Source organism: Streptomyces sp. NPDC002845 (assembly GCF_053591955.1).
Genome location: NZ_JBSFUU010000031.1, coordinates 73,701 through 91,899, shown reverse-complemented (window position 1 = coordinate 91,899; position 18,199 = coordinate 73,701). Strand labels below are relative to the sequence as shown.

Genomic DNA, 18,199 nt, shown 5'->3' with positions numbered 1-18,199 from the left:
CTGTGATCCCCGTGACGGCTGATGCAGAATGAGACCGGGACACGGGGGCCGGGCCTGCGGTCCCGAACGCGAGTGGGGGAAGCATGTCGCGCTGGAAGGCACTGCCCGCAGAACTACATCCACACGTCCACCAGCTGATCGTGCGGCTGCGCAGGCTGAAGGACCGCAGCGAACTGAGCACGCGTCGACTGGCCGCGAGGACCGGGTACAGCACGAAGTCGTGGCAGCGCTATCTGAACGGCAGGTCTCTGCCGCCGCGGGAGGCGGTCGAGGCGATGGCCCGCGTCGGCGGTGACGATCCGGCCCGGCTGCTGGTGATGCACGAGATCGCCGCCCAACGCTGGGCGGAGGGACGGGAGGTCACCACCGACGCCCCCGACGCTCCCGAGGACCTCTCCGCGGCGCTGGTACACACCCCCGCGGAGCAGCAGCCGTACGGGCGTCACCTGCGTATCGCGGTCATGGCGGGAGCCGTGGTCACGGTGCTGTCCGTCTCCGCGGCGCTCGTGCTGGCCGTGCGGCTCACCGAGGCCCGTGCCCAGCTCGCGCGCGACCGCAGCGATGCTGTCGCGACGGCCCTGGCCACCGTGTCGGCGTCCACGGTGCCGGTCATCTACACCTGCCGGCTGGAGCGGCGTGACGGCCGCTGGTACGCGGGCCTGAGCCGGACCACCAACATCCTCCTGTCCAACACCCACGTGGGGCTCGAAGTGGCCGAGGTGCAGTGCCTGCTGCGCCGGGCGGGCACTGCGCCAGGAGAGATCGACGGCGTCTTCGGCCCGAAGACGCGGCGAGCGGTCGTGCGCATGCAGAAGCGCAGCGGGCTGATTGTGAACGGAGTCGTCGACCCGCCCACCTGGCAGGCCCTGCGGGAGGCGGATCCGAAGTGACCGCGGAACACACCCGGCTGGTCGCGGCGCTGCGGGAGCTGCGGGCCGGTGCGGGGCTGAGCCTGGCGGCGCTGGCGGAGCAGACGGCGTACAGCAAGTCGTCGTGGGAGCGTTACCTCAACGGCAAGAGCCTGCCTCCCCGCCAGGCCGTGCGGGAACTGTGCCGGCTCGCGAACGAACCGGACGGGCGGCTGCTGGCCCTGTGGGAGATCGCCGAGTCGCAGTGGAGCGGACGCGCGGCGGCCCCCGCGCCCGCCCCTGCACCCGCGCCCGCCCCTGCACCCGCACCCGCCCCTCCTGCGGACGAGTCGCCGCGGCCACATCCCCAGGAGCCGCCACCCGCCGGGAGCGGGCGGCGGCGACTTGGCAGGGGCAGGCTCCTGGTGGTGCTGGCGTCGGCGTACACCGTGATCGTCGGTGGTGCTGCGGCCCTGCTGTTCTTCCTGCTGCCGGACTCGGAGGCTCAGGAGGGCGAACCGCTGCCGGCCTCCGTGCCGTTCTCCCTCGCTCCCCAATGCCACGGAGCCGCCTGCGAGGGCCGGGACCCGATGCGGCTGATCTGCGGCCTCGGCCCCGAGACCCTCGCCTCGTACCGTACGGCCACCGGCGCCCACGTCGAGCTGCGCTACAGCAAGAAGTGCGGTGCGAGCTGGGCCCGGACCTGGTGGACCGAGATCGGTGACCGGTTGGACGTCACGGCAGGCGGCCCGACCCACGGCGTGCGCATCAGGAACAAGGACGATGCGGCGACCTTCATCTATACCGAGATGACCGAAGTCCGTCCCGGCAGCACCGTCCGGGCCTGCTTCCGGCCCGCGTCGGCCGACGGCGAACGGGAGTGCTTCGAGGCCCGCGTGGGCGGGGCCGCCACCACGGCCCGGCCGCCCTCACCTCCAGTGGCGTCAGGCCCTCGCGAGTAGCGTCCGGCCCTCGGGCGGGTCGATGCCGAAGTCGGGAATTCTCAGTGGGAGGCAGGCGGATGGGGGGCGTCGGTGGTGGTCGGAAGAGCTCGGCGATTGCCTGGGCACCTGATTCCGATGAGTGCCAGTCAGTTTGGCTTGCGGTGAAGGGATTTACCCAAGCGATGCGTCATCCCAAGTGCTGAGCGCTGCATACCCCGGGAAAGAGCCTCTGGGGGAATGGCCCCGCCCGGCTGCCCCGCCCACGAGCCGCCGCCCCCTGCTCACAGATCCGGGGCGGTGCAGGGGCGGGGCGTCGCTGGCCGGAAGACTGCGCTGGCCGGTGCCGGCGCCTCGGGCACACCGGGCAGCCCGTGACCCGGCGCGGCAACCTGCGATCCCGGCGGTTCATCTCGTGTCGGTCATCTCGCGACGGGGTCGCGCCGCGTCCCCTCGTACCGGCTCAGTCGCAGGTCAGCGTGGGTCTCTCTTCCCACACCGTCTCATGTTCATCCCATCGGCTGGTGGGACGCGGACCCACTCCGGCAACCTGATCACCGGCCAGCCGAGCAAGGGGGAACCCCATGAACATCCGCAAGTCACTCGCGTCCGGCGCCGCACTGCTCACTCTGGTGGGCGGCGCCGTCACGTTCCAGACGGTCACCGCCCCGCCTGCTGCCGCCGCCAGTTGCGGCTACTACAGCGGTAGTGCGACGGCCCAGTCGGGCAGCACCGGCAACCACGTCCGGGAAATCCAGTGCATCCTCAGGAAGATCGGCAGGGGAGGCACGCCGGGCCTGGCTGTCGACGGGATCTTCGGTTCCGAGACCAGGAGCGCCGTGGTGTACTTCCAGTGGATCTTCGCACTGGAGCCGGACGGCATCGTCGGCCCCAAGACCTGGGCCGAGCTCCGCAAGCGGCCCAACTGACTACTGTCTCCACGGACTTCAGTGACCTCAGAGGCCTCAGTGATCTCAGTGACTTCAATGACTCGCCAGGGGGAGAGTTGATCGACCACACCACGCGCCGGGGGTTCCTGGGGCTGTCCGGCAGAGCGGCGTTCGCCGTCGCCGGTGCGGCGGCCCTGCCCGTCATCTGCTCGGGACCCGCCCACGCCACCGGCTCCACCACCGGCCCCGCCGAACTGCCGGTGGTGACCAGCCCGGACCACCCCGACGCCCGAATACCACGCGTGTCGGCCGCCGACCACGCCGACGGGGTGTCCCGGGAACCCCTCAACGCCAGCGCCGAATGCGGCCTGCCCGCCGGAGTCGCCCGAGCCGCCCGAGCCGCCGGAGGGAGGGGCTGATGGCGACCTTCGTCACCCGCGCCCAGTGGGGTGCCCGTGCCCCCAAGCAGCGCTCCACGGACATCGACCCGGCACGAGGCGGAGTCGCCGTCCACCACACCGGGGACGTCCGCTTCGCGGCTGGCAGCCACTCCGGCTGTGCCGCACAGGTACGCGGCATCCAGAACCACCACATGGACACCAACCGCTGGGACGACATCGCCTACACCTACCTGGTGTGCGTCCACGGCTCCGTCTACGAGGGACGCGGCGTGGGCATCAGGACCGCCGCGAACGGCACGAACGACTCCAACGACCGTTACTACGCGGTGTGCGGCCTCGTCGGCGGAACATCGGCGTCGTACGACACCGTCACGGACGACCTTATCGACGGCTTCCGTACCTCGATCGCCCGCCTGCGCAGCGTGGGCGGCGCGGCGGCCGACATCAAGGGGCACAAGGCGTTCCTCGCCACGGAGTGCCCCGGCAGGCTGGGCAACCACATGTCCGCCATGGAGCCGGGCTCGTCCGGCGGCGGTCCCACGAATCCGCCGCAGCCGGGCGTCCCGCCGTTCCCCGGCGTACTCCTCCACTACCCGCCGGTGACGGTGCACTCCAGCGCCCGCACCTGGCAGCAGCGGATGGCGGACCGGGGCTGGAACATCACCGTGGACGGCGCCTACGGCGAGCAGTCCCGGCGCGTCTGCCTCGCCTTCCAGCAGGAGAAGGGTCTGAGCGTCGACGGTGTCGTGGGCGAGGAGACCTGGAACGCGGCCTGGACCGCACCGCTGGCCACGGCCGCCGCCCGCAGCGCCCCGCTGGCCACGGCCGCCGCCCTCAGCGCCCCGGACCCGGCCGCCGCCCCGGACTGGCCCGGAGTGCTGTTCACCTGGCCGCCGAGGACAGAGCACCCCGGCGTACGCGTCTGGCAGCGGCGGATGCGGGAGCGCGGCTTCGACGTCCCGGTCAACGGCGCCTACGACAGGCGATCCCGGGAAGCCTGCCTGGCCTTTCAGGAAGAGCGGGGCCTGACCGTTGACGGTGTCGTAGGCCCGGCCACCTGGCACGCCGCCTGGGCGTCACCGACCGCCTGACCTACCCGCGATTCACCCAGGTCAGCGCGGTACCGGCGTCCCCGCCAGATACGTCCGCCGCAGAAACCGGATCAGCGTCTTCGAGTCGAACTGGATGACCTCCACGCCCTGCGGCGAGTGCAGCTCGACCACGGCCTGTACTCGCCCGCAGGGCCATATCCGGACCTCTCCCGTGCCGGTCGGCTGGCGCAACCCCCGTTCGAGGAGTTCGCGGGAGAACGCCCAGTCGTGGTGGTCGGGCAGGTCGACGTGGACGGAGCGGGGGTCGGTCTCGGGGTAGTAGCGCAGGATGACCGGGACGGTGTCGGGGGCCTCCGGGGAGTCCGTCACGACGTGGGCGCGTGCGTACTGTTCGACGACGACAGACATCGGACGGGCTCCTCACGCTGCGTAACCTAACCTAACCTGAGCAGAAGCTGAATCCACGAATCCGCTATCTGTCCAATGTCGCATATTTTCGGCTACGCGCTCCTCGCGTGCCCCTGGCCCCGCCCTGTGCGGCCTGCGGCGCGCGCCCTGTGACCGCCTCCGGTTATTAGGCACACCGTTATTAGATAGCGGATGCTCTTGCGAGAGTATTGCAATAAGCCCGTATCATCGAACGGTGCATGTTCCTGACGGATTCATCAACGCCCCTGTCTCGGTGGTCGCCGGAGTCGTCGCGGCCGGTGCCGTGGCCGTGAGCCTGCGCGGCGCCCGGCGGGAACTGGACGAGCGGGCGGCGCCGCTCGCCGGTCTGGTCGCCGCGTTCATCTTCGCCGTGCAGATGCTGAACTTCCCGGTGGCGGCGGGGACCAGCGGGCATCTGCTGGGGGGTGCGCTGGCCGCGATACTCGTGGGGCCGTACACAGGGGTCCTGTGCGTCTCCGTCGTACTGCTGATGCAGGGCATCCTCTTCGCCGACGGTGGCCTCACCGCCCTCGGCGTGAACATCACCTGCATGGCGATCGTGACGACGGTCGTGGCGTACGCCGTCTTCCGGGGGCTGGTGAAGCTGCTGCCGCGCACGCGCCGCTCCGTCACCGTCGCCTCGTTCGCCGCCGCCCTCCTCTCCGTCCCGGCCGCCGCCCTCGCGTTCACGCTCATCTACGCGATCGGCGGCACCACCGACGTCTCCATCGGCAAGGTCGCGACCGCGATGGTCGGCGTCCACGTCCTCATCGGCATCGGCGAGGCCACGATCACCGCGCTCACGGTCGGCGCCGTCATCGCCGTACGGCCGGACCTCGTGTACGGGGCCAGGGGGCTTCGGCAGCGGCTCAAGCTGCGCGTCAACGGCGAACTAGTCGACACTCCGACCCCCGAGCCCGAGGCCGTTCCCGTAGCCGCCCGTTCCCGCCGCAAGGTGTGGATCGCCGGGCTGGCCGCCTCGCTCGTCCTCGCCGGGTTCGTCAGCTTCTACGCCTCCGCCGACCCGGACGGACTGGAGAAGGTCGCCGCCGACCAGGGCATCGACGAGAAGGCCGAGGAGCACGCGATCGCCGACTCCCCGCTCGCCGACTACGGCATCGAGGGCATCACCGACGGCCGTCTCTCCGGCGGCCTCGCGGGCGTGATCGGCGTCGGGGTCACGGTCGTCGCGGGCACGGGGGTCTTCTGGGCCGTACGCAGGCGCCGTACGAACGAGACGCCGTCCCCCGCCTCCCTGCCCGAGAACGCCTGACATGAGCGCCGGGCACGCGCACAAGCTCTACCGCCACGGGCACTCGCCCGTGCACGCGCTGCCCCCGCACACCAAGCTCGCCGCCGTCTTCGCCTTCGTGGTCGTGGTCGTGTCGACGCCGAGGGAGGCGATGTGGGCGTTCGGGCTGTACGCCGTGCTGCTGGGCACGGTGGCGTACGCGGCGCGCGTACCGGCCGGCTTCCTGCTCAAGCGGCTGCTCATCGAGGTGCCGTTCGTCGCCTTCGCCGTGCTCATGCCGTTCGTGGCGGAGGGCGAGCGGGTGGAGGCGCTGGGGATGTCGCTGAGCGTGAGCGGGCTGTGGGGCGCCTGGAACGTCCTCGCCAAGGGAACGCTCGGCGTCGCCGCCTCCGTACTGCTGGCCGCGACTACGGAACTGCGTGAACTGCTGCTCGGCCTCCAGCGGTTGAGGCTCCCGCCCCTCCTCGTCCAGATCGCCTCCTTCATGATCCGCTACGGCGACGTCATCACCGACGAGATGCGGCGCATGCGGATCGCACGCGAGTCCCGCGGCTTCGAGGCGCGGGGCGTACGGCACTGGGGCGTGCTCGCGAAGTCGGCGGGCGCCCTCTTCATCCGCTCCTACGAGCGGGGCGAGCGCGTACATCTGGCCATGATCAGCCGGGGGTACGCCGGTGCCATGCCGGTCATCGACGAGGTGACCGCGTCGCGGGCGCAGTGGTCGTACGCGCTGGCGCTCCCGGGCGCGGCCCTCGTCGTGTGTCTGCTGGGATGGACCCTTTGAACCCTCCCCCTCGCGAACGAGGGGAATTCCTGGCTCACGTCGCTCGGCCGCTCAGCGAGCCGGCAAGTCTTACACGATCAACACCAGCCGGGTGGGAACCAGCCCGGTTGCTCAAAGATTGGAGCTGCAGTGCCAGCTTGGCTCTCGCTCAGCACGCGCCGACCATACCCGGTGGGTAGGCGGCGATGACTTCTGTGTCCCCTTCGCTGGAAGTGGCCGGTCTGGCCTTCGCCTACCCCGACGGCCACCAGGCCCTGTTCGGCGTCGACTTCGGCATCGCGCGTGGTGAGCGGGTGGCGCTGCTCGGGCCGAACGGTGCCGGGAAGACGACCCTCGTGCTGCATCTCAACGGCATCCTCACCGGGGGCGCCGGGACGGTTCGCGTGGCCGGGCTGCCGGTGGGCAAGCGGCACATGGCGGAGATCCGGAGGCGGGTCGGGATCGTCTTCCAGGACCCCGACGACCAGCTCTTCATGCCGACGGTGCGGGAGGACGTGGCCTTCGGGCCCGCGGCGGCCGGGCTGCGGGGGGCGGAGCTGGAGGCGCGGGTCGACCGGGCGCTGGAGCGGGTCGGGATGGCGGAGTTCAAGGACCGGCCTCCGCATCACCTGTCCTTCGGGCAGCGGAGGCGGGTGGCCGTGGCGACCGTGCTCGCGATGGAGCCGGAGATCCTGGTCCTCGACGAGCCCTCCTCCAACCTGGACCCGGCCTCCCGCCGCGAACTGGCCGACATCCTGCGGTCGTTGGACGTGACCGTGCTGATGGTCACGCACGACCTGCCGTACGCGCTGGAGCTGTGCCCCCGTTCGCTGATCCTCAGCGAGGGCGTCATCGCGGCGGACGGCAGGACGGGGGAGTTGCTGGCGAACGACGACCTCATGCGCGCCCACCGCCTGGAGCTGCCCTTCGGCTTCGACCCGCGCTCCGCGACAATGGGCGCGTGACGAACGAGGACGACCACGTGAGCGACGGCTCGCTGCTGCTGGACGAGCAGCTGTGCTTCGCGCTGTACGCCGCCCAGCGCGCGGTGACGGCCGCGTACCGCCCCCTCCTCGACGAACTCGGGCTCACCTACCCGCAGTACCTCGTCCTGCTGGTGCTGTGGGAGCGGGGCGAGACCACGGTCAAGGACCTGGCGGGCGCCCTGCGGCTGGACTACGGCACCGTGTCCCCCTTGCTGAAGCGGCTGGAGTCGGCGGGGCTCGTCCGGCGTGAGCGGTCGGCGAGCGACGAGCGGTCGGTCCTCGTCGCCGTCACCGGACACGGGGAGACCCTGCGGGAGCGGGCGACGGCCGTACCGGCGGAGCTGCTGGCCGCGACCGGGTTGCACGGGGGCGATGTGGCCCGGCTGCGAGCGGAACTGTGGGAGCTGGCGGAGCGGGCGGAGGAGGCGGCGGGGCGGGGGCGGTGACCTTCGGTCGGGGGTCGGGGGTCGGGGGTCGGGGGGACCGGGGGATCGGTGACCTCCGGTTACCGGCGGTTGCTACCCCCTGGTAATCAGGGGTCCTCCTACCGGCGAGTACCTTGTGCACGATGTACTTGTGCACTCTTGTGTTGCCCGCCCTGGGGGAGGTCTCGCGATGACTGACGGCACCGCTGTCGAAACCCGTGCCGGTATGCGCCCCGACGCGCATCCCGACGCGCGTGCTGATACGCGCCCTGATGCGCGTTCCGACACGCATCCCGACATGCATCCCGACGCGCGTCCTGATACTCGTCCGACGAAGATCATGTACGTGGCGGAGGCCACCGCGCACGGCGGCCGGGACGGCTACGTCACCAGTCAGGACGGCCAGATCGAGGTGAAGGTCGCGATGCCGCCCGAGCTGGGCGGCGACGGGAACGGCACCAACCCCGAGCAGCTCTTCGCCGCCGGTTACAGCTCGTGCTTCCACAACGCCCTCGTCCTCGTCGGCCGCCGTGAGGGCTACGACCTCACCGGGTCGACGGTCGCCGCGAAGGTGGGCATCGGCCCGAACAAGCAGCGGGGGTACGGGCTGGCGGTCGCGTTGAGCGTCTCCCTCCCCGTCCTCGACCCGGACATCGCGTCCCGGCTGGTCGACGCGGCCCACGATGTCTGCCCGTACTCGAACGCGACCCGGGGCAATATCGACGTCACGATCCTGCTGGGCTAGGGGGTGTTTCGAAAGTCCTGTGCGGTGCCCGCGGTGTCCGGTGCGTGCTCTCGGCGCGCCGGACGAAAGCCCTCGTACTGGACGTACTTGGGCTTTCGGCTGGTGCGGCGAGAGTGCGTGCCGGGCGCCGTGGGTGCTGTGCGGGGCTTTCGAAACACCCCCTAGCGCCAGTCGGTCCCTGGGAATCGCAGGCGGTTGGTGCGTGTTGCAGCCACTGTCGTAGGCGAGTGGGAGGGCGTAGGGACGTGGACGTGCAGGGGTCGGTGGCCGAGGGCTTTCAGCCGGTCAAGGACGCGTTCGTACGGAACTTCGAGACCGGGGGCGAGCGGGGCGCGGCGGTCGTCGTGTACCGGGACGGCCGCAAGGTGGTCGACCTGTGGGCGGGGACGCGGGACGTGGACGGCGGGCCTGCCTGGGAGCGGAACACGGCGCAGATCGTGCGCTCGGCGACGAAGGGGGTCGCGGCGGCCGTACTGCTGCTCCTGAACCAGCGCGGGGAACTGGACCTGGACGCGCCGGTGGGGGAGTACTGGCCCGAGTACAAGGCGGCGGGCAAGGAACGGACGCTGGTGTGGCACCTGCTCGCCCATCGCGCGGGCGTCCCGGTGCTGGACCGTCCGCTGACTCCGGCGGAGGCGGCGGACCCGGTGGTGGGCGCCGAGGCGGTCGCCGCCCAGGCTCCCGCCTGGGAGCCGGGCACGGACCACGGCTACCACGCGCAGACGTACAGCTGGCTGACCGGCGAGCTGGTGCGCCGGGTGACCGGTGGCCGGGGGATCGGCGAGTGGATCGCGGAGGAGATCGCCGGGCCGCTGGGGCTCGACCTGTGGGTCGGCCTGCCGCCCGCCGAGGTGTCGCGGGTCGGCCGGGTGGGCGCCACGGAGGCGCCTGCGGCGCAGGGGGCGCTGAGGGTACGCCCGAAGCGGGTGGTGTCGGAGGCGTACGCGGACCCCTCCTCCCTGACCCGCCGGGCCTTCGCCGCGATTACGCCGCCGCCGGACGAGAACGACCCCGCGTACCGCGCCGCCGTCCTCCCCGCCTCCAACGGCGTCGCGACGGCGGAGGGACTGGCCCGCTTCTACGCGTCGCTGGTGGGTGAGGTGGAGCGTGGTGTACGCCTCTTCACTCCAGAGACGGTCGAACTCGCCCGGTCTGAGGCTTCCGCCGGCCCCGACCGCGTGCTGGTCGTCAACACCCGCTTCGGCCTCGGCCACATGCTCCACGGCCCCGCCTCGCCCCTGCTGGGCCCGGGTTCCTTCGGCCACCCCGGCCGAGGCGGCTCCCTCGGCTTCGCCGACCCCGAGTCGGGCATCGCCTTCGGGTACGTGACGAACGGCTTCCGCAAGAGTGTTACGGCGGATCCGAGGGTGCAGGCGTTGGTACGGGGGGTACGCGCGGCAATCGCCCGGCTTCCCGACTGAGCCCCACCGGGTAGGGGCGGCGGGGGCGAGAAAACCCAACCCACACCGCCCCCGGCCCCCCGGCCCCCAACCCCGGTCAGGTCACAGCGCGATCGGATGCGATGTCCTCCCGGACGCCTCGTCGATCTCGTCGTGCGCCTTGGTGAGGAGCTTCATCGCCAGCTCATCGAGGGCGCGGGCCCCAGCGATCTCCTCACCGACCCTCGGCTGATTCGCATCCGTGTGATGCCGGCTCGCGTACCCGTGCGCCCGCACCTCACTCCCGTCACGCAGCCGCACAAGCGCAGCCGCCCGCGTACGGTGCTCGTCCTCCTCGAACTCCAGCTCGATGTGCCATCCCACTGTGGTGTACGTCATAACGATCACCTCCGGTACCTCTCCTTCCAGGGTGCTCCTCCCCACAGCCCCCCGCACCCACGAACGCACCAGGACTGGACGGAAATGTCGCGATGCATACTGGTTAGGCCGCCGCACACCGCCGCCGTCCACTCCCCAGGGGCACACACCCACATGCGCTGCTGCTTCTCACCTCCCCTCTCCGCCCTCCCCTCCCCGTACGAGATCCTCCGCTCCGGCGCCCGCCTGGCCTCCGCCCTCCTCCACCCGCACACCCCCCACCGCCACGACCACCCCGACGCCATGGCGGCCGTCAACCTGGAACTGGTCACCCTCACCGAAGACCGGGCCGTCATCACCTGGCACACCGGGATACCCGGCACCAACGACGGCTTCGGCCACATGTTCCCCGCCCCCACGGAGGGCGAGGTCGTCTACGGCACCCACCCGTCCCGCCTCACCCGCAGGGCCACCTCCGAGGACGGCCCCACCGCGCACCACCACATAGAGCTCACGGACCTGGAGCCGGGCCAGACGTACTACTACCAGGCCCGTTCCCGAGGCGCCCTCGCCATGCCCACCGCCCTCCACCTGGTACGCGGCAACGCGGTGGGCACCAACCGCTTCGGCCTCGCCTCACCCGGCGGCCCGTACTCCTTCACCACCCCCCAGCCCCCACCGGGCCGCCACCTCCTCTCCATCGCCCTCTGCAACGACCTGCACCTCGGCGAGACCACCGCCGGCCGGGTGGCCGGGATTCCGCTGCTGCGCGGAGTGTCGCAGGAGCCGGGCCTCGCCTCGTACCCGGAGATCATGAGCCGCGCCCTCGTCGAGGAGGCCCACCGGCGCGGCGCGGACGTGCTGCTCGCGGCGGGCGACATCTCGGCGGGCGGCGCCGCGCACGACCTCGCCGAGGCCAGACGCATCCTGGACGGCTTCGGCACCCACGGACGGGACTACTTCGTCGTACGCGGAAACCACGACCGCCCCCACGGCCCCGAGGACGACGCCTTCCGCGACAGCTTCCTCGGCGGCGACGGCCCCGGCTTCTTCGCCCACGACCTCGGCGGCCTGCGGATCATCGGCCTCGACACCTATGAGAAGAACGGCAACGGCGGGGACACGGGCGGCATGGGCGTCGAGCAACTGTCGTGGTTCCAGGACCAGTTGAGGGGGCAGGACGGCGAGCAGCCCACCCTCGTCTTCGGCCACCACCCGCTGACCGTACGGGACTCCCTCTTCCCCGTCGCCGGCGGCCAGCGCCTGAGCCGCCGCCAGGCCCGCGCCATCCTCGACGCCTACGCCGCCGCCCCGGGCGTCTTCCTCCACCACGCGGGCCACACCCACCGCAACAAGCGGACCGTCCTGCCCCAGGCCCCGCACGTCACCCTGCAGGAAGTCACCGCCGCCAAGGACTACCCCGGCGGCTTCTGCCTGCTGCGCATCCACACCGGCGGCTACGCCCTCAACCACTACAAGGTCGGCGCCCCCGAGGCCCGCCAGTGGGCCGAGCGCAGCCGCCGCGTCGCCGGCGGCCTCTGGCCCCACCACGCCCTCGGCCGCTCGGTCACCGACCGCAACAGCGTGACGGCCCACGACCTGTCCGGCATCGCAGGCATCACGGGCGTCGCAAGCACCACGGGCGTCGCAGGCACCACAGGCATCAACGGCCCGGCCCGAGCGAAAACACCACCGTCTACCCCGCCCGCAACATCAGCCCGATCCCCACGACCAGCAATCCCGCAGCCGCGATCCGCGGAGCGCCGAACCGCTCCTTGAAGAACACCGCGCCGATCGCCGCACTCACGATGATCGACGTGATGTTGCTGGACAGCTTTCTCTACCCGCCTGCGATGAGCAGGCGGTATCCGTAGTCCATGCTCTGCTCACCCAGCAGGTCTGCGTGGCGGCGGTGCCAGTCGCCGGAGTCGAGGTCGGCGCGGAGGCGGGCGATCGCCGGCTCTACGACGGAGGGCGGTAGCTGGGCGAAGGTGGAGCTGGCGTGCCGGATGACCGGGTCGAGGTAGCACTCCGGTCGGCGCCAGTGGGCGCATTGGAAGCCGTCGGTGAAGTCGTGCGGGATGGGAAAGGGCGTCATAGTGTGCGCGTCGAGCGCGTCGGCGACCTCGGTCACGGGGGTGAAACGGGCATGGTCCATCTCACGGATCTCCGGTAAGTACTCCTCAAGCAGCCACAACTCCGGCCGGTGCGTCGGGTCCCAGGTGAAGACGACCTGCCTGCGGGCGACGCGGCGCAGTTCGCCAAGTCCCCGGTGCAGGTCAGGCCAGTGGTGGACGGTCATGATAGCCATGGCCGCGTCGAAGGAGCCGTCCGCGAACGGTAGGGCTTCGGCTCCGGCCTTCACCTTCCTAGTCCCAGGGTGTTGGTCGAGCATGACCTGAGAGGGATCGACCGCTGTCACGTGGGCGTCCTCCGGCTCATAGGAACCGGTGCCGGCGCCGACATTGACGACGGTATGGACATTTCCCAGCGCTTGGCCGATCAAGGCATGCAGTCGGGGGTCAGGACGTCGGATGTCGCTGTATCCGAGACCGATGCGGTCATAGGTGGCCGACGGACGGTCGGCAGCGGTGGTATCCATGGGGCCAAGTCCAGCAGGTCGCCCCCCTTGCCACCACCCCAGCGCACGCACTGGCGGACACCTCCTGGTCCGTACACGCGCCCGCCTCCTCCTGGCTGTCCTGCATCGGACTGGGCGGATCACCCGTGGCTCGTCACTGACACAGAGTTCTCCACCTACGCAGTGAACTCGGCAACCGACTGGTTACCTGACGGGCGGAGGAACGCGCGCTCAAAGGGTCAGCACCCCTGAACAGCGAAGTTATTACCGCATCAGCAAGGCTTGACTGACATGCCCCTCAGCGCGTTTGAGATCTGCTGCTGCACTAGTTCTGGTCGGATAGCTTGATCGGCATGGACCAGGGGCGGGTGGTTGAAGCGTTTCGTCTTGAGGCTGGGCAGCTCGCGCGGGCGATGACTGGGGTCTCGGCGGCCGAGTGGCGTCTGCCGACGCGGTGTGCACCGTGGAAAGTGAGCGACTTGCTGGCCCATGTCAGGGTGGTGATTGCCTGGCTGCCGGGCATGCTGGCCGCACCGGCGCCGACCCGTGCCGAGGTCTCGGCAGTGGAGTACTACCGGCCCGACGACCGTTTCGCTCCGCGGACCAACGCGGCTCGGATCGCTCTGGCCCAGGATCATGCGGCCGAGCAGCTCAGCGGTGCTGCGCTTGCCGAGGACTTCAATGCCACCTGGCAGCGGGGGGACCGACTGTGCCGGGCCGAGCCGGAAGGGCGTGTAGTTCGCACCCGGCACGGCGATCCGATGCTCTTGTCGGAGTTCCTGCTGACGCGGGTGGTTGAGGTCGCCGTGCACGGCCTGGACCTGGCCGACGCTCTGGGGCGCGAGCCGTGGCTGACTTCCCAGGCCGCGGATTTGGTGCAGGATCTTCTGCTCGGCGGCCCGGATGGGGCGGCGGCGTTGGAGAAGCTGGGCTGGGGTCAGCTTCGCTTCCTGCGTAAGGCGACGGGGCGTGAGCCGATCACCAGGGAGGAAGCGTTGGGCGTCAGCCGCCTGGGCATCCGATGGCTCACACTGGGTTAAGAACCTTTTTTGAGTCGATCTACGAGATGGTTCGGCTCAGGGGTGCAAACCGCAGCACACAGCGCCGCTCGTCTGCCGAACCCCTCGGGGCATGACAGCCGGATAGACACCTGAGTCCCGCGCCCATCGTCGGTTCCCGGATGCGTCGCCAGGAGCCCGGACGCCGAATGAAGCGGGTGGAACCTGCGCCCCGGCAAGACGCACGCAGTCCGCGCACCCGACGCGCCTGATCAGGCAACCGGCGCACGCCAACGGGTGACCAACCCAACGCGCGCCGGACACGACCACGACCGTGCCTAGGGCGGTGACACGAGGCATCCCTGATTGACTACGTATCGTTAAGTTTCAGTTACTGAATGTATAAAAGTGGAGGTGTCGCCCCAACTCAGAAGGGCGGCCTCGACAAGGGAGATCACCGTGAAGGCACCCAGACGAGTGCTCACCGCCGGCCTGTGCACCCTGGCGGTCAGCGGGACGATGCTGGCCGCCAGCTCCGCCGCGCCGGCGGCGACCGCCAACAGCGCCAAGGCGGCGGCCCCCGCCCCGTTGTTCAGGGCGAAGCTGATGGCCAATCACAGCGGCAAGTGCCTGGACGTCGCGAACGCGAATCAGCTTGACGGGGCGTTCGTCCAGCAGTGGGAGTGCTACGACGCGCCCGACAACCAGACCTGGAACTTCGTCGCAGTTGGCGACTCCGACCTCGGCGACGGCTTCCTCGCCGACGGCTACTACGCCATCCGGGCCGACCACAGCGGCAAGTGCCTGGACGTCGCGGGCGCGAGCATCGCGGACGGTGGGACGGTCCACCAGTGGACGTGCGACAGCAAGAAGACCAACCAGCAATGGCGGCTCGTCCAGCGGCCCAACGGCTACTTCAGTCTGATCGCCCGCCACAGCGGCAAGTGCCTGGAGGTCGCGGCAGGCAGCCAAGCCAACGGGGCCGCCATGGTCCAGCAGACGTGCGCCGACGACCGGCCCTACCAGGAATGGAAGCTCCTCTGAGCCGCCGGTCATGACCGGACGCCGCGCGTGGGCTCAGCCACCCCAGACGCGGGAGCGGCGAGAGGCCTCGCGCGGCGACCGATCCAGATCTGCCCCCGCGAGGGACGACGCCGGGATGTGCGTGATGACCTCATCCGGTGCTCTGACCAGCCAAGTTATTACTGCATGAGCAAGGCTTGACTGACGACTCCCGCAACGCGGCCACAGGCGCCAGCTCGGCCCGTGTCTGCGCCCACAGGATCAGCCCGTACGCCGCCACGGACATCCCGGCGCCCAGCAGCCCGAGCGCCGCGAAGGGCCGCAGGGTCTCCACCGTCAGCCCGCGCCAGCGGTACACGGCGTACGCCGGCAGCGCCAGCCCCTCCAGCGCCATCAGCCAGGCGATGTAACCGAGGGCCGACCCCGAGGCCCGTACGCCCAGACCGTCCACCACGGTGTACGCGGCGATCGACACCCCCGTACCCAACGCCGCCCCGATCGCCGCCCAGTCGGGCCGGTGCCCGCGCAGCCCCCACAGCGCCACCCCTGTCAGCCCGGCACAGCTCACCCCGATGCCCGCCGCCGCCCAGCCGTCCGGCACCTCGTGCGCGAAGACCGCCGCCAGCACCGTCACCACCAGCGGCGCGGTGCCACGGGCGATCGGGTACGCCTGCCCGAAGTCGCCCAGGCGGAAGGAGTGCATGAGCAGGACGAAGTACGCGAGGTGGATCACCGTCGACGCGACCAGATACGGCCACGCCCCGCCCGCCGGAACCGGCACAAAGGGGACGGCGGCCAGTCCGATGAGCATCCCCCCGCCCGCGATCAGCGTGAAGCCGACCAGCTTGTCAGTGATCCGGTGCGCGATCGCGTTCCACCCGGCATGCGTGACCGCGGCCAGCAGCACCGCCGCGGCGACGAGCGGGCTCACGCGGTCTGCTCACGTACGTCCACGAGGGCGGCGCGTGCGTGGGCGACCAGGCTCTTCGGGGCCATGGGGAAGACGGTGTACGGGGTGCCCGCGGCCGCCCACACGGTGTCGTGGCCGAGCAGCGACCGGTCGGCGGCCGCGGTACGCGTCGCCTCCGGGAACCGGCGGATCCGCCCGTGCAGCTCATTCAGCCCCAACTCCCGCAGGGCTTCGGCGAACCGGGGGTGGGCTCCGGAGTCTTCGGCGGGGATCGTCGTCATGCGGGGCACGGTATCGGTGCGTGTACGACCCATGCGACTGGGTTCCCGTCGAGTTCCCGTCGGCGCCGGGGCGCTTGTGTTCCTCGCTCGGCAGGAGGCTTCGGCAGGAGGCTTCGGCAGGGGTGCTCGGGCGTGCGAGCCGTTGCCCGGTCTAACAATCGGGGAACTCCGGTCACATGCGTCACCTCCCCTCGCATAGTGTGGACACGGCCACGTTTCTTTCTGAACACGTTCAGGAACCGCCCGCGAGGGCACCAGCGGGGAGAGCAGGGGAGGGAGTTACTGCATGCGTAAGGGGGCAAAGGCCGCCGTCGTGGGTTCGGTGTTCGCCGTGATGGTGGGGGGCGCCGGGTACGGCGCGTACAACATCGTGACGGCGGTCGCCGGGGACGAGAGTACGGGTGCGGGGGTGCCGGCCGAGAAGAGGACCGGGCCGCCGAGCGCGGAGGAGGTCGAGGAGACCACCAAGGCGTTCTTCGCGGCCTGGGAGGAGGGCGACGCGCCCACCGCGGCCTCGTACACGGACAACGAGGGCGTGGCCGGAGCCCTGCTGGCAGGTTACCGCGAGACCGCGTACATCACGGACGTGAAGATCACGCCGGGCAAGCCCACGGGCCGCACTGTTCCGTTCTCCGTCAAGGCCACGGTGTCGTACGAGGGCAAGAGCAAGCCCCTCTCGTACGACAGTGAACTGACCGTCGTCCGGGGGAAGACCACCGGGCGGGCGCTGGTCGACTGGCAGGCGTCGGTCGTCCACCCCGAGCTGGGGCGGGACGACGTGCTGGTCACCGGTGAGGCGGCGGAGCCGCCGATCGAGGCGCTGGACCGCGACGACCGCGTCCTGACGAAGGAGAAGTACCCCTCGCTCGGGCCGATCCTGGACGCGTTGCGTCAGAAGTACGGCGAGAGCGCGGGCGGTTCGCCGGGCATCGAGCTGGCGGTCCGGCGGGCCGACGAGACCCGGGCCGACACGACGCTCGTGACCCTCGACAAGGGCGAGGCGGGCAAGCTGCGGACCACACTGAGCGCGACCGCGCAGGCGGCGGCGGAGAAGGCGGTGAAGCAGTTCGACGAGTCGTCGGTCGTGGCGGTGCAGCCGAGCACGGGTGACGTGCTGGCGGTGGCGAACAACCGTAAGGACGGGTTCAACGCGGCCTTCCTCGGCACGGTCGCCCCCGGCTCCACCATGAAGATCATCAGCGCGGCCATGCTCATCGACAAGGGCCTCACCTCGTCGGCCGGAGCCGCGCCCTGCCCGCCCGACGCGATGTGGGACGGCCAGACCTTCCACAACATCGAGGGCATGACCCCGAACCCGAACGCGACCCTCTCGGAGAGCTTCGCCCGCTCCTGCAACACGGCGTTCATCAAGTTCGCGGACGAGATCCGGCCCGACGCGCTGACGAAGGAGGCCGAGGAGAACTTCGGCCTCGGCCGGAACGACTGGAAGTCCGGTATCCCGTCCTTCGACGGCCGGGTTCCGGCCTCCGGCGGCCCGGACACCGCGGCCAACCTGATCGGCCAGGGCCAGGTCCAGATGAGCCCGCTGAACATGGCCTCGGTGACGGCGACCGTCGTGACGGGCAGTTTCCGGCAGCCGGTCATCGTCCCGCAGGAGCTCGACGGCCGCGAACTGGCCACCGCCAAGGGCCTGTCCAAGAGTACGGCCGCCCAGCTGCGCGAGATGATGAACCGCACCGCCACCAGCGGCACCGGCGCCGAAGCGATGTCCGGGCTCGGCGGCAGCATCGGCGCCAAGACCGGCTCCGCCGAGGTCGACGGGCAGGCCACGTCCAACAGCTGGTTCACCGCCTACCGCGACGACATGGCGGCCGCCGCCATGACCGAGGAGGGCGGCCACGGCGGCGACGCGGCCGGCCCGATCGTCGCGACGGTGCTGGGCGCGGGCGGCTGAGC

20 protein-coding genes are annotated in these 18,199 nt (G+C 70.7%); 15 read left to right on the top strand and 5 right to left on the bottom strand.

Going from position 1 to position 18,199, the window contains the following annotated elements:
- The first annotated feature begins 83 nt into the window (after window positions 1-83).
- The 5 genes from ACWD3C_RS23405 to ACWD3C_RS23385 all read left to right on the top strand — a co-directional run bounded on the left by ACWD3C_RS23405 (window position 84) and on the right by ACWD3C_RS23385 (window position 4,171).
- Entirely contained in the window at window positions 84-890 is an 807-nt protein-coding gene (locus ACWD3C_RS23405; RefSeq protein WP_451146874.1) for a peptidoglycan-binding protein, read from the top strand.
- Entirely contained in the window at window positions 887-1,810 is a 924-nt protein-coding gene (locus ACWD3C_RS23400; protein ID WP_451146872.1) for a DUF2690 domain-containing protein, read from the top strand. The genes ACWD3C_RS23405 and ACWD3C_RS23400 overlap by 4 nt, the downstream gene beginning before the upstream one ends.
- Window positions 1,811-2,373: 563 nt before the next feature.
- A complete protein-coding gene (locus ACWD3C_RS23395; RefSeq protein ID WP_451146870.1) occupies window positions 2,374-2,718 on the top strand; it encodes a peptidoglycan-binding domain-containing protein in 345 nt (114 codons plus the stop codon).
- A gap of 77 nt (window positions 2,719-2,795) precedes the next feature.
- Window positions 2,796-3,098, top strand: a complete 303-nt coding sequence (locus tag ACWD3C_RS23390; protein ID WP_451146868.1) for a hypothetical protein — start codon at window positions 2,796-2,798, stop codon at window positions 3,096-3,098.
- The gene (locus tag ACWD3C_RS23385; protein WP_451146866.1) at window positions 3,098-4,171 is read left to right on the top strand and encodes a peptidoglycan recognition protein family protein; all 1,074 of its coding nucleotides are present in this window, start codon (window positions 3,098-3,100) and stop codon (window positions 4,169-4,171) included. The genes ACWD3C_RS23390 and ACWD3C_RS23385 overlap by 1 nt, the downstream gene beginning before the upstream one ends.
- Before the next feature lie 21 nt (window positions 4,172-4,192).
- Here the strand turns inward: ACWD3C_RS23385 and ACWD3C_RS23380 are convergent, their stop codons facing one another.
- Complete coding sequence (locus tag ACWD3C_RS23380) at window positions 4,193-4,540, bottom strand: SsgA family sporulation/cell division regulator (protein ID WP_451146864.1); 348 nt, start codon at window positions 4,538-4,540, stop codon at window positions 4,193-4,195.
- A 235-nt stretch (window positions 4,541-4,775) separates the two neighbouring features.
- Here ACWD3C_RS23380 and ACWD3C_RS23375 point away from each other — a divergent pair, with 235 nt between their 5' ends.
- From ACWD3C_RS23375 to ACWD3C_RS23350, 6 genes are all read left to right on the top strand, one after another.
- On the top strand, window positions 4,776-5,834 hold the full coding sequence (locus ACWD3C_RS23375; RefSeq protein WP_451146862.1) for an energy-coupling factor ABC transporter permease: 1,059 nt from the start codon (window positions 4,776-4,778) through the stop codon (window positions 5,832-5,834).
- Between the two features lies 1 nt (window position 5,835).
- Window positions 5,836-6,597 carry a cobalt ECF transporter T component CbiQ gene (gene cbiQ / locus ACWD3C_RS23370; protein WP_451146860.1) on the top strand — a complete coding sequence of 254 codons (762 nt, stop codon included), beginning with the start codon at window positions 5,836-5,838 and terminating at the stop codon, window positions 6,595-6,597.
- A gap of 185 nt (window positions 6,598-6,782) precedes the next feature.
- The gene (locus ACWD3C_RS23365) at window positions 6,783-7,541 is read left to right on the top strand and encodes an energy-coupling factor ABC transporter ATP-binding protein (protein ID WP_451146858.1); all 759 of its coding nucleotides are present in this window, start codon (window positions 6,783-6,785) and stop codon (window positions 7,539-7,541) included.
- Window positions 7,538-8,008 (top strand): MarR family winged helix-turn-helix transcriptional regulator, encoded by a 471-nt coding sequence (locus tag ACWD3C_RS23360; protein WP_451146856.1) that lies wholly within the window; start codon window positions 7,538-7,540, stop codon window positions 8,006-8,008. Before ACWD3C_RS23365 ends, ACWD3C_RS23360 begins: the two co-directional genes overlap by 4 nt.
- 277 nt (window positions 8,009-8,285) lie before the next feature.
- Entirely contained in the window at window positions 8,286-8,732 is a 447-nt protein-coding gene (locus tag ACWD3C_RS23355; RefSeq protein WP_451146908.1) for an organic hydroperoxide resistance protein, read from the top strand.
- A 245-nt stretch (window positions 8,733-8,977) separates the two neighbouring features.
- Window positions 8,978-10,153 carry a serine hydrolase domain-containing protein gene (locus ACWD3C_RS23350; protein WP_451146854.1) on the top strand — a complete coding sequence of 392 codons (1,176 nt, stop codon included), beginning with the start codon at window positions 8,978-8,980 and terminating at the stop codon, window positions 10,151-10,153.
- A gap of 81 nt (window positions 10,154-10,234) precedes the next feature.
- Here ACWD3C_RS23350 and ACWD3C_RS23345 read toward each other — a convergent pair whose 3' ends face one another.
- Window positions 10,235-10,510 carry a DUF1876 domain-containing protein gene (locus ACWD3C_RS23345; RefSeq protein WP_451146852.1) on the bottom strand — a complete coding sequence of 92 codons (276 nt, stop codon included), beginning with the start codon at window positions 10,508-10,510 and terminating at the stop codon, window positions 10,235-10,237.
- A gap of 153 nt (window positions 10,511-10,663) precedes the next feature.
- Here ACWD3C_RS23345 and ACWD3C_RS23340 point away from each other — a divergent pair, with 153 nt between their 5' ends.
- Window positions 10,664-12,268, top strand: a complete 1,605-nt coding sequence (locus ACWD3C_RS23340) for a metallophosphoesterase (protein WP_451146850.1) — start codon at window positions 10,664-10,666, stop codon at window positions 12,266-12,268.
- A 61-nt stretch (window positions 12,269-12,329) separates the two neighbouring features.
- On the opposite strand, the gene ACWD3C_RS23335 is transcribed toward ACWD3C_RS23340, so the two are convergent.
- Complete coding sequence (locus ACWD3C_RS23335) at window positions 12,330-13,091, bottom strand: class I SAM-dependent methyltransferase (protein WP_451146848.1); 762 nt, start codon at window positions 13,089-13,091, stop codon at window positions 12,330-12,332.
- Window positions 13,092-13,423: 332 nt separating this feature from the next.
- Here ACWD3C_RS23335 and ACWD3C_RS23330 point away from each other — a divergent pair, with 332 nt between their 5' ends.
- Both ACWD3C_RS23330 and ACWD3C_RS23325 read left to right on the top strand, forming a co-directional pair.
- Window positions 13,424-14,110, top strand: coding sequence for a maleylpyruvate isomerase family mycothiol-dependent enzyme (locus tag ACWD3C_RS23330; RefSeq protein ID WP_451146906.1), 687 nt, complete (start codon window positions 13,424-13,426; stop codon window positions 14,108-14,110).
- A 417-nt stretch (window positions 14,111-14,527) separates the two neighbouring features.
- Window positions 14,528-15,112, top strand: coding sequence for an RICIN domain-containing protein (locus ACWD3C_RS23325; protein ID WP_451146846.1), 585 nt, complete (start codon window positions 14,528-14,530; stop codon window positions 15,110-15,112).
- 130 nt (window positions 15,113-15,242) lie between these two features.
- Here ACWD3C_RS23325 and ACWD3C_RS23320 read toward each other — a convergent pair whose 3' ends face one another.
- On the bottom strand, window positions 15,243-16,022 hold the full coding sequence (locus ACWD3C_RS23320) for an EamA family transporter (RefSeq protein WP_451146844.1): 780 nt from the start codon (window positions 16,020-16,022) through the stop codon (window positions 15,243-15,245).
- Window positions 16,019-16,282 carry a hypothetical protein gene (locus ACWD3C_RS23315; protein WP_451146842.1) on the bottom strand — a complete coding sequence of 88 codons (264 nt, stop codon included), beginning with the start codon at window positions 16,280-16,282 and terminating at the stop codon, window positions 16,019-16,021. The genes ACWD3C_RS23320 and ACWD3C_RS23315 overlap by 4 nt, the downstream gene beginning before the upstream one ends.
- Window positions 16,283-16,568: 286 nt before the next feature.
- On the opposite strand from ACWD3C_RS23315, the gene ACWD3C_RS23310 reads away from it, so the two are divergent.
- Window positions 16,569-18,197, top strand: coding sequence for a penicillin-binding transpeptidase domain-containing protein (locus ACWD3C_RS23310; protein WP_451146840.1), 1,629 nt, complete (start codon window positions 16,569-16,571; stop codon window positions 18,195-18,197).
- Window positions 18,198-18,199 lie beyond the last annotated feature (2 nt).